Genomic DNA, 15002 nt, shown 5'->3' with positions numbered 1-15002 from the left:
CTTATTACTTCGGATCGTTTGTTAAAATTTTATCAATTAATCCGTATTCAAGAGCACGCTCAGCAGTCATGAAGTTATCACGATCTGTATCGCGTTGAAGAACTTCTAGTGGTTGACCAGTGCGCTCAGCTAAAATGTGATTTAATTTCTCACGTAAGAAAAGAATGCGTTTAGCAGCAATCTCAATCTCTGTTGCTTGACCTTGCGCTCCACCTAAAGGTTGGTGAATCATTACTTCACTATTTGGTAACGCAAAACGTTTGCCTTTTTCACCTGCAGCAAGTAAGAAAGCACCCATTGAAGCAGCCATTCCGATACAAATTGTTGATACTTTTGGCTTGATAAACTGCATTGTATCGTAAATCGCCATACCTGCTGTAATTGATCCACCAGGACTGTTAATATAAAGTGAAATATCTTTTTCTGGGTCTTCTGCTGCTAAAAATAGAAGTTGTGATACAATTGAGTTTGCAACGTTATCATCAATTGCACTTCCAAGCATAATGATACGGTCTTTTAACAGCCGTGAATAAATGTCGTATGCACGCTCACCGCGGTTTGTTTGTTCAATAACTGTAGGAATTAGATTCATATAAAATTCCTCCTTAACAAGAATAATTTGTTATGTACCTTATAATACATGTAAGGTCAATAAAGGTCAAACAAAAGAACTGCTCTTTACACATATTCGCTTTTTCTGGTATGTATTCCTTTTCTGTACTTTATAAATTTTTCCCGATTGCTCCAAAAATAAACCTTGTATACTTGAAAAGATTGGTTTTCTTTCCTATAATGAAAGCAGTCATCATAGGAATAATGATTTATTTTATGCCCTCGTAGTGTAGTGGATAGCACAAGAGATTCCGGTTCTCTTAGGGTGGGTTCGAATCCTGTCGAGGGCGTCTAAAAGCGTTGCAAACTTGCAGCGCTTTTTTTATTTGTTCTGTAAAAACTGTATATTTTATGTGTGGATAGGCCTAATAATTCGTAAGTTAATTCGTTTGTCATGGTTGCCAATTTTGGCAGAATGCTATAAAACAAGTATATAAGGAAAAGTAAAACTAAGGAGGAAAAATTGTGAAATCCCTTAATAAGTTTTTTATTGTAAGTGCATCTCTTGCGTTATTGCTTTCCGCATGTGGATCGAATGAAGAAGCAGCAACACAAGAAAAGTCTCAGCAAGTGCAACAAGCAAATGAAAAAACAGTTTCAGAGGAGCAGTCTGACAGTAAAGAGTCTCAGACGAACAAAGAGTCAGAGGAGACTGAAAGCAATGACGTAGAGTCAAAAGGCGAAGCAACACTAGATAAAGAAGAGCCGGCAGTCGAAGAAAAGACAAGTAAAGAGGCAACGGAAAGGCCTTTAACCGAGTCACCTGAAGATAGAGAACAAGCAGAAGTAACGAAGCCAACAGAAGAACAAAATGATGCTGCATCAAACGAAAAGTCAGCTGAAGAGCAGCCAGAAGAAAATTCTGAAGTTCAGGACAAAGAATTAGTCCAAAGCGATAATCAAGAGTATGCAATTAAAGTACTTGAAGGCTACGAACTAGCTGGGGAAGAGCCTGGTCGTGATACGGTAATGTATAAAGAGGATGGCTCTCAATTTATGCGTATTGAGCTTCTATCAGATGTTTCGGAAAAACAAGCAGTAGAAGTAGTAAAGCAAACAGCAATGGCAGTGGACCCGAACGCTGTACAAAAAGCAAGCATTCCTGCAGAAGGAAAGCTTGCCAATGCAGAGTGGTATGAAGCAGAGTCTAATGATATGAATGTACAAGTTATTGTAACGAAAGGAACAAAGCCTGTTAAGATTACGATTTTTGCTAAATCAGCTGAGCAAACAGATAAATTTATTGAAATGGCGAACACGATTCAATAAACCGTTGGAAAGGGCTACGAAACATTCGTAGCCTTTTCTATTTCAATATATTTCTCCTTCTAGTTCGTTGCTAAGTAATAAGGTTCAAAGTAGAATAAACAGTGGGAGGGAGAAACAATGGAGGTAGGTTTATTTCAACAGCAGTCTTTAAAGCTTTCCATGTCGAAAGAGTTATCGCAGGCAATTTCTCTTTTACAATATTCATCGTTGGATATTGCATCATTTATACAAGAGCAAGCGATGCAAAATCCGCTTATCGATTTTGGTGATGCCCCGTTAGTTACAAGTAGGCCTTCAGTTTATAAGCAGAACGCTAATGATGATAAAGACTTACTAAACTCAATTGCTTCTAAGCAAGAAACATTGACAGAGCACTTGCTAGGTCAAATTGTGTTTTTGGAATTAACCACTAAGGAACACGACATCATTTGCTATATGATTGAGAACTTGGATGAGCATGGATATCTGAAGGAGGACTTAATGCTTGTAGCACAAGCATGCAGTTGTAATTTAGAAGAAGTGGAAATGGTGTTAAATTCTCTTCAACAGTTAGATCCTATAGGGGTAGGGGCAAGAAATCTTCAGGAATGTTTACTGATCCAGCTAGAGCAAAGCGGGCAGCTTTCTGATGAGTTAGAAATAATTTTGACAGAATATTTTCAAGAGTTTGCGTATAAAAAGTGGAGTAAAATTTCAAAAGAGTGCAGTATATCACTGGAGCAAGTTCAAAAATACCATGATCAAATTAAGCGTTTGAACCCTCGGCCAGGATTACTATATGCCACTCAAGCAGAGCGCTTTATTATTCCGGACTATATTATAAAGAAAGAGGGCTATGAGCTAGTAGCTTACGCCAATGAAGAGTTAGATTTTCGGTTATCAGTTAACGATGCATATAGACAAAGCTTAATGCTCCAAGATAACCACGCGGTTAAGCCGTATTTGCAGGAAAAGTACCGAGAGTTTCAATGGATTTTAAAAGGGCTCCAGACTCGAAAGCAGACGCTAAACGCAATTGTTCATGGACTACTAGAAAAACAGCAAAGATTCTTTCAACATGGGCCATCTTTTTTACAGCCGTTAACGATGAAAGAACTAGCAGACTATATTAACGTCCACGAGTCAACAGTGAGCCGAGCGACAACTCATAAGTATATTCAAACACCTTTTGGAACATTTTCTATGAAGTCGTTTTTTACAGCAAGTTTAAAGCTGGGTACCACTGAAGAAACGTCCGTTATGACGGTAAAAGAGCTTATTAAACAGTTAGTGGAAAAAGAAGATAAAAAGAAGCCGCTATCTGATCAGCAGCTCACCAACCAGTTATTAACAGAGCATGATGTGAAAATATCAAGAAGAACGGTAGCTAAATACCGGGAACAGCTAAACATTGCTTCATCTAACCAAAGAAAAGTTTACGTATAACTCTATTAAAAAGAAGGTGATGTCGATGCAGGTTGTTTTGTATACAAGAAAAACATGCCCTTTATGTGAAGAGGTTAAAGATATGTTAACTGCCTTACAGCATGACCTTAACTTTAGTGTGATTGAAAAGGATATTTACTCAGATGAACGTTTATTAGAACAATTTCATCTTATGATTCCGGTTATAGAAATCGATGGTGAGGTTGTTATGTATGGGAAAATTCAAAGAGAAAATATAAGAAAGCGTTTACTTTATAAAAACGCCATCAGATGAGTTGAATAAAGGATTCACTCCTGTTAGAATGAAACATGTAACAGGGTGAATTTTTTTGCGTGGGTGGGACAAAATATGTCTATATGGGACTTATGTTGTCCAACGAGCTTGCACCTTAAGGAGATTTAAACATGCGTTCATTAATAGAAGTACAACGAAAATTATTGCCTGAACTTCTATCTGTTATGCAAAAGCGATATCAAATCTTGCAGTACATACGCTTAATGCAACCGATCGGTAGACGCAACTTAGCTGTTAGCTTAGGGTTAACAGAGCGTGTGTTACGCAGTGAGGTTACATTTCTGAAAGAGCAAGATTTAATTGATGTGCAGACAACTGGAATGACACTTACGACAGAAGGTGAGCTACTGCTACACGATTTAGAAGTCGTAATGAAAGAAGTTTCCGGACTTCGATTATTGGAAACAACATTAAAAGAAGCCTTTTCTTTAGCAGAAGTCGTTGTTGTTTCTGGAGATAGCGATTCTTCACTTTTTGTTAAAAACGAAATGGGTAGAGCTGCTGTGTCGTGCATCAAAGAGCGCCTTGTTGATTCCAAAAAGATTGTTGCTGTTACAGGTGGTACAACGCTTGCCGCTGTTGCCAATATGATGACACCCGAAATTAAGCACCCTGATGTTCTATTTGTGCCAGCTCGTGGTGGACTTGGTGAAAATGTTCAAAACCAAGCGAACACTATTTGCGCAAAAATGGCTGAAAAATCGATGGGTCAGTATCGTCTTCTTCATGTCCCAGACCAGCTAAGTGACGAAGCCTATAAGTCAATTGTAGGGGAACCTTCCATTCGGGAGATGATTCAATTAATTAAGTCAGCAAGTATGGTTGTTCATGGAATAGGAGACGCTATGACAATGGCGGAGCGTCGAAGGACATCTTCTGAAGACTTAGAAAAAGTCAAAAAAGGACATGCTGTTGGTGAAGCTTTTGGATATTACTTCAATCAAAAGGGAGAAGTTGTTCATAAAGTGAAAACAGTTGGCATACAACTCGATGATTTAAAGAACAATAAATGTGTCATCGCGGTAGCAGGTGGTTCTTCGAAGGCAAAGGCAATTCGAGCATTTATGCAACAAGCACATCATTCGATTCTGATTACAGATGAAGGTGCTGCAAAAGAGTTAGTAAGGGATTTTAATTAATCCCTAATTATAAAAAATACTTTTTACATTCAAGGAGGAAATACCCATGGTAGTAAAAATTGGTATTAACGGATTTGGTCGTATCGGCCGTAACGTATTCCGCGCAGCTTTAAAAAACGATAACGTTGAGGTAGTAGCAATTAACGACTTAACTGACGCTAACATGCTTGCTCATCTTTTAAAATATGATTCTGTACACGGTAAATTAGATGCAGAAGTAGTAGTAGATGGCAACAACTTAGTAGTAAACGGTAAAACAATCGAAATCTCTGCTGAGCGTGACCCAGCTCAATTATCTTGGGGCAAACAAGGCGTAGATATCGTTGTTGAATCTACTGGATTCTTCACAAAACGCGCTGACGCTGCAAAACACTTAGAAGCAGGAGCTAAAAAAGTAATCATCTCTGCTCCAGCAAGCGATGAAGACATCACAATCGTAATGGGTGTTAACGAAGACAAATACGATGCAGCTAACCACAACGTAATTTCAAATGCTTCTTGTACAACTAACTGCTTAGCGCCATTCGCTAAAGTGTTAAACGACAAGTTCGGCCTTAAACGTGGAATGATGACAACGGTTCACTCTTACACAAATGACCAACAAATCTTAGACTTACCACATAAAGATTACCGTCGTGCTCGTGCAGCTGCTGAGAACATCATCCCAACTTCAACTGGTGCTGCTAAAGCTGTATCTCTAGTATTACCTGAATTAAAAGGTAAATTAAACGGTGGAGCTATGCGTGTTCCAACTCCAAACGTTTCTCTAGTAGACTTAGTTGCTGAGCTTGATAAAGAAGTAACTGTTGAAGATGTAAACAACGCTCTTAAAGAAGCTGCTGAAGGCGATCTTAAAGGGATCCTTGGCTATAGCGAAGAGCCATTAGTATCTGGTGACTACAACGGTAACATCAACTCTTCTACAATCGACGCATTATCTACAATGGTAATGGAAGGTAACATGGTAAAAGTTATCTCTTGGTACGATAACGAGAGCGGATACTCTAACCGTGTAGTAGACTTAGCTCAATACATCGCTGCTAAAGGACTATAAGAACAGCAAAATCGACTCTTTAGTCATAGCTAGATAGATATCCCATAGGATACTGCTTTGTTTTTATTGGATATCTCAAATGAGAAATACTATAATAAGACTTGCTAAGGAAGAGAGGGGCCCCCCCCTCTTCCTTGATTTATGTATCGGCTTCTACAGCATAAACGTCATCTTGTTGCTAGTCGTGGCATTTTTCATATTGTAAGGCGCCAATATATGAAAGGTTACTACAGCTAGCTATATTGTGATTTACATAGAAGCCTAATCGCTTAGTACCCCATAATACTTAAGGAGGCCTTTTGACGATGAATAAAAAAACGTTGAGAGACATCGATGTAAAAGGAAAGCGAGTATTTTGTCGCGTAGACTTTAACGTACCAATGAAAGACGGAAAAGTAACAGATGAAACTCGTATTCGTGCAGCTCTTCCTACTATTCAACATCTAGTAGAACAAGGTGCAAAAGTAATTTTAGCTAGCCATCTTGGACGTCCAAAAGGCGAAGTAGTTGAAGAATTACGTTTAACTGCTGTTGCAGAGCGTTTACAAGCTCTTTTAGGTAAAGACGTAGCAAAAGCTGACGAAGCTTTTGGTGAAAACGTACAAAAAACAATCGACAGCATGAACGAAGGCGATGTTTTAGTACTTGAAAACGTACGTTTCTACCCAGGTGAAGAGAAAAATGATGCTGAATTAGCAAAAGCATTTGCTGAGTTAGCAGACGTTTACGTAAATGATGCATTTGGTGCAGCTCACCGTGCACATGCTTCAACTGAAGGAATTGCTCACCATATTCCAGCAGTAGCAGGTTTCTTAATGGAAAAAGAACTTGATGTGCTTTCTAAAGCATTATCAAACCCAGACCGTCCATTCACTGCAATTGTTGGTGGAGCAAAAGTTAAAGACAAAATCGATGTAATTGATAATCTGCTTGATAAAGTAGATAACTTAATCATCGGTGGAGGACTTTCTTACACATTTATTAAGGCACTAGGCCATGAAGTAGGTAAATCTCTTCTTGAAGAAGATAAGATTGATCTTGCAAAATCATTCATGGAAAAAGCGAAGAAAAACGGTGTTAACTTCTACATGCCAGTAGACGTGGTAGTAGCAGATGACTTCTCAAATGATGCAAACACTCAGACTGTATCAATTGAGAACATTCCAAGCGATTGGGAAGGCTTAGATGCGGGCCCAAAAACGCGTGAAATCTATGCTGACGTAATTAAAAACTCTAAGCTAGTGATCTGGAATGGACCAATGGGTGTATTTGAATTAGATACATTCGCTAACGGTACAAAAGCAGTAGCGGAAGCTTTAGCTGAAGCAACTGACACATACTCAGTAATCGGTGGAGGAGACTCTGCTGCAGCTGTTGAGAAATTCGGTTTAGCTGATAAAATGAGCCATATTTCTACAGGTGGCGGTGCGTCACTAGAGTTTATGGAAGGTAAAGAACTTCCAGGCGTAGTTGCTCTAAACGATAAGTAAGTTGAACGTAACAGTTAGATGGAGGACCGACCTGAAAACTGATGCTAAGAACGAACATCAAAGAGAGTAACGAGTGGGACATGAAAGAGATAAAAAGAGTGTGGACCGACCTCTTTTGAACAGCACCCTCTTTTTAATCCAACGTGAGTGAAGGGAAACCAACAATAAACAAAGGACGGTGTTACACATGCGTAAACCAATCATTGCAGGAAACTGGAAAATGAACAAAGTACTTTCAGAAGCAACAAGCTTTGTTGAAGAAGTAAAGGGAGCAGTACCATCTCCTGAGAACGTAGAATCAGTAGTATGTGCTCCAGCATTATTCTTAGACCGCTTAGTACAAGCAACTAAAGGTACAGACTTAAAAGTTGGTGCACAAAACATGCACTTTGAAGAAAGCGGAGCATTCACTGGAGAAGTAAGCCCAGTTGCACTAGCTGATTTAGGCGTGAACTATGTAATCTTAGGTCACTCTGAGCGTCGCGAAATGTTCGCTGAAACTGACGAAACAGTAAATCAAAAAACAATCGCTTCATTCAAACATGGTTTAACACCCATCGTTTGTTGCGGTGAAACAAATGAAGAGTATGAGCAAGATCAAACAAAAACAGTTGTAGCTAACCAAGTACAAAAAGCGTTAGCAGGTTTAACTGACGAGCAAGCAAAACAAGTTGTTATTGCTTATGAGCCAATCTGGGCAATCGGTACAGGCAAATCTTCAACTGCAGAAGGTGCAAACGAAGTTTGTGCTTATATCCGTAGCGTAGTAGCAGAGCAATTCTCTCAAGACGTAGCAGATGCAGTTCGTATTCAATACGGCGGAAGCGTAAAGCCTGCTAACATCAAAGAATACATGTCTCAATCAGACATCGACGGTGCTTTAGTAGGTGGAGCAAGCTTAGAAGCTTCTTCATTCTTACAGCTTTTGGAGGCTGGTAAGTAATGAGTAAGAAACCAACAGCATTAATCATCTTAGATGGTTTTGCATTACGTGATGAAGAAAAAGGTAATGCAGTTAAACATGCAAAAAAACCAAACTTCGATCGTTACTGGAACGAGTTTCCACATGCGACACTTCAAGCATCAGGTGAAGCTGTAGGTCTACCAGAAGGCCAAATGGGTAACTCTGAAGTAGGACACTTAAATATCGGTGCAGGTCGTATTGTTTATCAAAGCTTAACACGCGTGAATGTAGCAATTCGCGAAGGTGAGTTTGAGAAAAACGAAACGCTTGTAGCTGCGGTGAAGCACGCAAAAGAAAAAGGTACAAGCCTTCATCTTTTCGGACTTTTATCGGACGGTGGTGTTCACAGTCACATCGAGCATTTATATGCTCTTCTTCGCTTAGCGAAAAAAGAAGGTCTAGAGAAAGTGTATATCCACGGTTTCTTAGATGGTCGTGACGTAGCACCTCAATCTGCCGAGCAGTATTTAAAAGAATTAAATGAAAAAATTGAAGAGTACGGCGTTGGGGAAATTGCAACACTTTCAGGACGTTACTACTCAATGGACCGTGACAAACGCTGGGAGCGCGTTGAAAAAGCTTATCGCGCAATGGTTTACGGTGAAGGTCCATCTTATACAAGCCCAGAAGAGTGCGTAAAAGACTCTTACGAAAACGGCGTATACGACGAATTCGTCTTACCTTCTGTTATTACAAAAGAAGACGGTTCACCTGTTGCGACAATCAAAGACGAAGATGCAGTTATTTTCTATAACTTCCGTCCTGATCGTGCGATTCAAATTTCAAATACGTTTGCAAACGAAGACTTCCGCTCGTTTGATCGCGGTGAAAAACATCCGAAAAACTTACATTTCGTATGCTTAACTCACTTTAGTGAAACAGTTAACGGATATGTAGCTTTCAAGCCTGTTAACTTGGATAATACGCTTGGTGAAGTATTATCTCAAAACAACTTGAAGCAGCTTCGTATTGCAGAAACAGAAAAATACCCACACGTAACGTTCTTTATGAGCGGTGGACGTGAAGCAGAGTTTCCTGGTGAAAAGCGAATCTTAATCGATTCACCAAAAGTAGCAACATACGATTTAAAACCTGAGATGAGTGCTTATGAGGTGACGGACGCGTTGCTTGCAGAAATCGAAGGAGACAAGCAAGATGCTATTATTTTAAACTTTGCAAACCCAGATATGGTTGGACACTCTGGTATGTTAGAGCCAACAGTTAAAGCAATTGAGACAGTCGATGAATGCCTAGGTAAAATTGTGGATGCGATTTTAGCTAAAGGTGGTACAGCAATCATCACAGCAGACCATGGTAACTCTGATGAAGTTGTAACGCTTGAAGGTAACCCAATGACGGCTCATACAACAAATCCAGTTCCAGTTATCGTAACAAAGCAAGGCGTAGAGCTTCGTGAAGATGGTATTCTAGGTGACTTAGCTCCTACAATGCTTAACCTTTTAGATGTAGCTCAGCCAAAAGAAATGACAGGTAAAACATTAATTAAATAATTGATTTTTAAAGGAGAGTTTTAAAATGCCAACAATTCTTGACATTTATGCACGCGAAGTATTAGATTCTCGCGGTAACCCAACAGTTGAAGTTGAAGTATACACTGAGTCAGGCGCTTTCGGACGCGCAATCGTACCAAGTGGTGCTTCTACTGGTGAACACGAAGCAGTAGAACTACGTGATGGTGACAAATCTCGTTACCTAGGTAAAGGTGTATTAAAAGCAGTTGAAAACGTAAACGAAATCATCGCTCCTGAATTAGTAGGTATGGACGCAACTGACCAAATCGGTATCGACCGCCTTATGATCGAGCTAGATGGTACTGAAAATAAAGGTAAACTAGGTGCTAACGCTATCCTTGGTGTATCTATGGCAGTAGCTCATGCAGCAGCTGACTTCGTAGGTCTTCCATTATACCGTTACCTTGGTGGATTCAACGCTAAGCAATTACCAACTCCAATGATGAACATCATCAACGGCGGTTCTCATGCTGATAACAACGTTGACTTCCAAGAATTCATGATCTTACCTGTAGGAGCTCCTACATTTAAAGAAGCAATCCGTATGGGTGCTGAAGTATTCCACGCGTTAAAAGCTGTATTATCTGCAAGAGGCTTAAACACAGCTGTAGGTGACGAAGGCGGATTCGCTCCAAACCTTGGTTCCAACCGTGAAGCATTAGAAGTAATCGTTGAAGCAATCGAAAAAGCTGGCTACAAAGCTGGTCAAGACATCCAATTAGGTATGGACGTTGCTTCTTCTGAATTCTTCAACAAAGAAACTGGTAAATACGATTTAGCTGGAGAAGGCCGTAACGGTTTAACTTCTGCTGAAATGGTAGACTTCTACGAAGAACTAGTTAACGAATTCCCAATCGTTTCAATCGAAGACGGTTTAGACGAAAATGACTGGGATGGTCACAAACTTTTAACTGATCGTATCGGTGGTAAAGTACAACTTGTTGGTGATGATTTATTCGTAACAAACACGAAAAAGCTTGCTCAAGGTATCGAACAAGGCGTAGGTAACTCTATCCTTATCAAAGTTAACCAAATCGGTACATTAACTGAAACATTTGAAGCAATTGAAATGGCTAAACGTGCTGGTTACACAGCTGTAGTTTCTCACCGTTCTGGTGAAACTGAAGATGCAACAATCGCTGATATCGCTGTTGCAACAAACGCTGGCCAAATCAAAACTGGTTCTATGTCTCGTACAGACCGTATTGCAAAATACAATCAATTACTACGCATCGAAGACGAGCTAGGTGTTCTAGCTGTATACGATGGCGCTAAATCTTTCTATAACTTAAAGAAATAAGTTATATGAGTGATAAAAAAGATGGATGAAAGCTTTTCATCCATCTTTTTTTATTGTCTTGACTTGTACCAATAGCCATTTTATGATAAATTTACTTTAAAGTAGTCTGATTTTTAGCATATAAAAATAGTTTGTATAGATAGCAACAGTTTATTTTCCTTATCTACAGGAGGTAGCATATGCACACATTTCTAATCACGCTGCTAGTTATTGTTTCGATTGCGCTAATCGTGGTTGTTGTTCTTCAAACAAGCAAATCCACTGGCTTATCTGGAGCAATTTCAGGTGGTGCTGAAACATTATTCGGTAAGCAAAAAGCGCGTGGACTTGATTTAGTACTGCATCGTTTAACGGTTGTATTATCCGTGCTGTTTTTCTTATTAACGATTGCGGTATCATATTTTCAACTGTAAGTTCGTTTGTAAATACCACCTGATGTATACGAATTTGGTATGTGCCAAGTTGTATACATCAGGTGGTATTTTTCATAAGTGTTCAATTCTTTAACTTTAAATTCATGTAATGATATAATGAATGTTTAATGAAAAAGATTCCATTTTGCTTGGGCAAATGGAATTACATAAACAAACACAATGATTAGGTCATGCTGTGTGAGACATATCACATAAAAAAATGACTGATTTCTTCATAGTTGTAGACATTATAGAAAAAAGGAGTTAATTGAAATGAAAATTGCACAACCAAAACCGTTCACTTTTGAAGGTGGAGATAAAGCCGTATTGTTATTACACGGATTCACAGGTAATTCAGCAGATGTTCGTATGCTCGGACGCTTCTTAGAAAAGAAAGGGTACACGTGTCATGCACCTCATTATAAAGGACATGGCGTAGCACCTGAAGAATTAGTACATACAGGGCCTGAAGATTGGTGGAAAGACGTAATGGATGGCTATCAGCTTTTAAAAGATCGTGGTCATGAAAGCATTGCAGCAGTTGGGCTATCACTTGGTGGCGTATTTTCGCTTAAATTAGGTTACACTGTACCTATAAAGGGTATTGTCCCAATGTGCGCACCTATGTATATCAAAAGTGAAGAAGTGATGTATGAAGGTGTTTTAGAGTACGCTCGCGAATATAAAAAGCGTGAAGGAAAATCTGAAGATCAAATCCAGCAAGAGATGGAAGAATTTAAGAAGACACCGATGAATACGTTGAACGCATTACAAGGACTAATTTCAGAAGTTAGAGACTCTGTTGATATGATTTATGCACCAACATTTGTTGTACAAGCACGTAACGATCATATGATTAATACAGATAGTGCAAATATTATCTACAATAATGTTGAGTCATCTGTAAAAGATATTAAATGGTATGAAGAATCGGGTCATGCTATTACGTTAGATAAGGAAAGAGACCAGCTGCATGAAGATGTTTATCAATTCTTAGAATCATTAGATTGGTAAAAGGCTAATCAAAAAATGAGAGCCTAAAGTTGGCCAAAAAAGTAAATGAGGACGGATGAATGCTATTTTTGATAAATAGTGTTATTGATAAGCACAACGAAAAGGAGGGAAAGACTTGGAACAAGAAATTCAACAGTATATTGACCGTTTGTTAACGTTTATGAAAGAAGAAACGTATAAACCTTTAACGGTCCAAGAATTAGAGAAAGAGTTTGGGATTGAAGATTCAGCTGAGTTTAAAGATTTTGTAAAAGCTCTTGTAATCATGGAAGAACAAGGTCTTATAATTCGAGCAAGAAACAATCGATATGGTGTACCTGAACGAATGAATTTCGTTAAAGGAAAAGTAACAGGTCATGCCAAGGGATTTGCATTTGTTGTCCCAGAAGAGCAAGGAGCGGATGATATTTTCATTCCACCCACGGAGACAAACAATGCAATGCATGGAGACATTGTATTAGCTCGCGTACTGTCAGAGTCTTCAGGTAACCGCCGTGAAGGAACCATTGTTAAAATCATTGAGCGTGGTACACAACAAATTGTTGGAACGTACACGGAAAGTAAAAACTTTGGGTTTGTTATTGCGGATGATAAAAAGATCGCAGGAGATATCTTTATTCCTAAAGGTGCACGTAATGGGGCGGCAGAAGGACATAAGGTTATTGTAGAGTTAACAAGCTATCCAGAAGGGCGCATGAATGCAGAAGGGAAAATTGTACAGATTTTAGGTCATAAAAATGATCCAGGAGTCGACATTATCTCAGTTATTCATAAATATGGACTTCCACAGGAGTTTCCAGGCGATGTTTTAGAGCAAGCGATTAATACACCTGAAACGATCTCAGAAGACGAAATAAAAGGTCGTCGAGATCTACGAGACCAAGTGATTGTTACTATTGATGGGGCAGATGCTAAAGATTTAGATGATGCGGTAACGGTAACAGAGCTTGAAAACGGTAACTATAAGTTAGGTGTTCACATTGCAGATGTTAGTCACTATGTAACGGAAGGTTCACCAATTGATGTAGAAGCGGCAGAACGCGGAACAAGTATCTACTTAGTAGATCGCGTAATTCCTATGATTCCGCATCGACTTTCAAACGGGATTTGTTCCTTAAATCCAAAAGTAAATCGATTAACGCTTTCCTGTGAAATGGAAATTAATTCAGCTGGAGAAGTGGTTAATCATGATATCTTCGAAAGTGTAATCAAAACAACTGAGCGAATGACGTATTCCGATGTTAATAAAATTCTAACAGACAAAGATGAAGCCGTTCGCGCTCGTTATGAAGAGCTGATTCCAATGTTTGAGCGTATGGAAAAACTGGCGGAAATTCTTCGTAAAAAGCGTATGGACCGAGGAGCAATCGACTTTGATTTTAAAGAAGCAAAAGTATTAGTTGATGACGACGGTCATCCAACCGATGTGATACTGCGTGAGCGCTCTGTATCCGAAAGGCTAATTGAAGAATTCATGCTAGCAGCAAATGAAACTGTGGCTGAGCATTTTCACTGGATGAATGTTCCGTTTATGTACCGTATTCATGAAGATCCAAAAGAAGAAAAGCTTAATCGCTTTTTAGAATTTGTGACGAATTTCGGATACGCTGTAAAGGGAACAGGAAATGACATTCATCCTCGTGCGCTACAGGACATTTTAGAAGCAGTAGCGGGAACACCAGAAGAGATGGTGGTTTCTAAAGTAATGCTACGCTCGATGCAGCAAGCCAAATATCAAGCAGATAACCTTGGCCACTTTGGACTATCAGCGGAGTTCTACACACATTTCACGTCTCCAATTCGCCGTTATCCTGATTTAATCGTTCATCGCTTAATTCGTACGTATTTAATTAACAATCAGGTGGATGAAGCAACGCAAGAAAAATGGGGCGAAAAGCTTCCTGAAATTGCTGATCACTCTTCAAGCATGGAAAGAAGATCGGTTGACGCAGAGCGTGAAACGGACGATATGAAAAAAGCGGAGTTTATGGCAGATAAAATTGGTGAAACGTTTGACGGAATTATTAGCTCAGTAACAAACTTTGGAATGTTCGTTGAACTATCAAATACAATTGAAGGTCTTGTACATGTTAGTGATTTAACGGATGATTATTATCGCTATGATGAACGCCATTATGCAATGATTGGTGAGAGAACAGGAAAAGTGTTCCGTATTGGCGATGAAATTGAAATTAAAGTTGCTGATGTGAATAAAGACGAGCGTGCCATTGACTTTGTTATTGTCGGCATGAAGACAAGTCAAAAGCGTTTGTCAAAAGACCGTCCAAAAGTGATTAACATGAAACAAAAGTCACGCAAGGACGATAAAGAAAACCGCAGAGGTCGTCGCAAAGATAAAGCAGGCGATTCAAAAGGTGAATGGACAACACAAAAGCCGAAAAAGAAGAAAAAGAAAAAATTCTTTGAAGGCGCACCAAATCTTAAAAAGAAAAAGAAGAAGCGTAAATAAGTGAATAGAAGCAGCCTTAACGGCT

General features: G+C 39.2%; 13 protein-coding genes and 1 tRNA gene. 13 read left to right on the top strand and 1 reads right to left on the bottom strand.

Annotation, left to right across the window (positions count from 1 at the left end; genetic code table 11):
• Window positions 1-4: 4 nt before the first annotated feature.
• Entirely contained in the window at window positions 5-592 is a 588-nt protein-coding gene (gene clpP / locus MKZ18_RS19650; RefSeq protein WP_025907449.1) for an ATP-dependent Clp endopeptidase proteolytic subunit ClpP, read from the bottom strand.
• Between the two features lie 238 nt (window positions 593-830).
• On the opposite strand from clpP, the gene MKZ18_RS19645 reads away from it, so the two are divergent.
• The 13 genes from MKZ18_RS19645 (at window position 831) to rnr (ending at window position 14977) form a co-directional block, all read left to right on the top strand.
• Window positions 831-902: transfer RNA gene (locus MKZ18_RS19645), tRNA-Arg, on the top strand.
• Between the two features lie 175 nt (window positions 903-1077).
• Window positions 1078-1881, top strand: coding sequence for a hypothetical protein (locus tag MKZ18_RS19640; protein ID WP_144593999.1), 804 nt, complete (start codon window positions 1078-1080; stop codon window positions 1879-1881).
• A gap of 117 nt (window positions 1882-1998) precedes the next feature.
• Window positions 1999-3306, top strand: a complete 1308-nt coding sequence (rpoN, locus tag MKZ18_RS19635) for an RNA polymerase factor sigma-54 (RefSeq protein ID WP_025907453.1) — start codon at window positions 1999-2001, stop codon at window positions 3304-3306.
• Window positions 3307-3331: 25 nt separating this feature from the next.
• On the top strand, window positions 3332-3580 hold the full coding sequence (locus tag MKZ18_RS19630; RefSeq protein ID WP_025907455.1) for a glutaredoxin family protein: 249 nt from the start codon (window positions 3332-3334) through the stop codon (window positions 3578-3580).
• 131 nt (window positions 3581-3711) lie between these two features.
• Window positions 3712-4740: a sugar-binding transcriptional regulator gene (locus MKZ18_RS19625; RefSeq protein ID WP_025907456.1), complete on the top strand. Its 1029-nt coding sequence runs from the start codon at window positions 3712-3714 to the stop codon at window positions 4738-4740.
• Between the two features lie 46 nt (window positions 4741-4786).
• Window positions 4787-5794, top strand: coding sequence for a type I glyceraldehyde-3-phosphate dehydrogenase (gene gap, locus MKZ18_RS19620; RefSeq protein WP_025907458.1), 1008 nt, complete (start codon window positions 4787-4789; stop codon window positions 5792-5794).
• A gap of 305 nt (window positions 5795-6099) precedes the next feature.
• Window positions 6100-7284, top strand: coding sequence for a phosphoglycerate kinase (locus MKZ18_RS19615; RefSeq protein ID WP_025907460.1), 1185 nt, complete (start codon window positions 6100-6102; stop codon window positions 7282-7284).
• Window positions 7285-7471: 187 nt separating this feature from the next.
• Complete coding sequence (gene tpiA, locus MKZ18_RS19610; protein ID WP_025907462.1) at window positions 7472-8227, top strand: triose-phosphate isomerase; 756 nt, start codon at window positions 7472-7474, stop codon at window positions 8225-8227.
• Complete coding sequence (gene gpmI, locus MKZ18_RS19605) at window positions 8227-9759, top strand: 2,3-bisphosphoglycerate-independent phosphoglycerate mutase (protein ID WP_025907463.1); 1533 nt, start codon at window positions 8227-8229, stop codon at window positions 9757-9759. The genes tpiA and gpmI overlap by 1 nt, the downstream gene beginning before the upstream one ends.
• Before the next feature lie 25 nt (window positions 9760-9784).
• The gene (gene eno / locus MKZ18_RS19600; RefSeq protein WP_341344592.1) at window positions 9785-11080 is read left to right on the top strand and encodes a phosphopyruvate hydratase; all 1296 of its coding nucleotides are present in this window, start codon (window positions 9785-9787) and stop codon (window positions 11078-11080) included.
• Between the two features lie 179 nt (window positions 11081-11259).
• A complete protein-coding gene (gene secG, locus MKZ18_RS19595; RefSeq protein ID WP_025907467.1) occupies window positions 11260-11493 on the top strand; it encodes a preprotein translocase subunit SecG in 234 nt (77 codons plus the stop codon).
• 273 nt (window positions 11494-11766) lie between these two features.
• Window positions 11767-12507 (top strand): alpha/beta hydrolase, encoded by a 741-nt coding sequence (locus MKZ18_RS19590; RefSeq protein ID WP_061785935.1) that lies wholly within the window; start codon window positions 11767-11769, stop codon window positions 12505-12507.
• A gap of 160 nt (window positions 12508-12667) precedes the next feature.
• Window positions 12668-14977 carry a ribonuclease R gene (rnr, locus tag MKZ18_RS19585; protein WP_445677369.1) on the top strand — a complete coding sequence of 770 codons (2310 nt, stop codon included), beginning with the start codon at window positions 12668-12670 and terminating at the stop codon, window positions 14975-14977.
• Window positions 14978-15002 lie beyond the last annotated feature (25 nt).

The organism is Priestia sp. FSL W8-0001 (genome assembly GCF_038050335.1).
Lineage (GTDB): Bacteria > Bacillota > Bacilli > Bacillales > Bacillaceae_H > Priestia > Priestia flexa.
The sequence above is the reverse complement of the archived record's forward strand: the minus strand, read 5'-3'. Positions and strand labels throughout refer to the sequence as shown.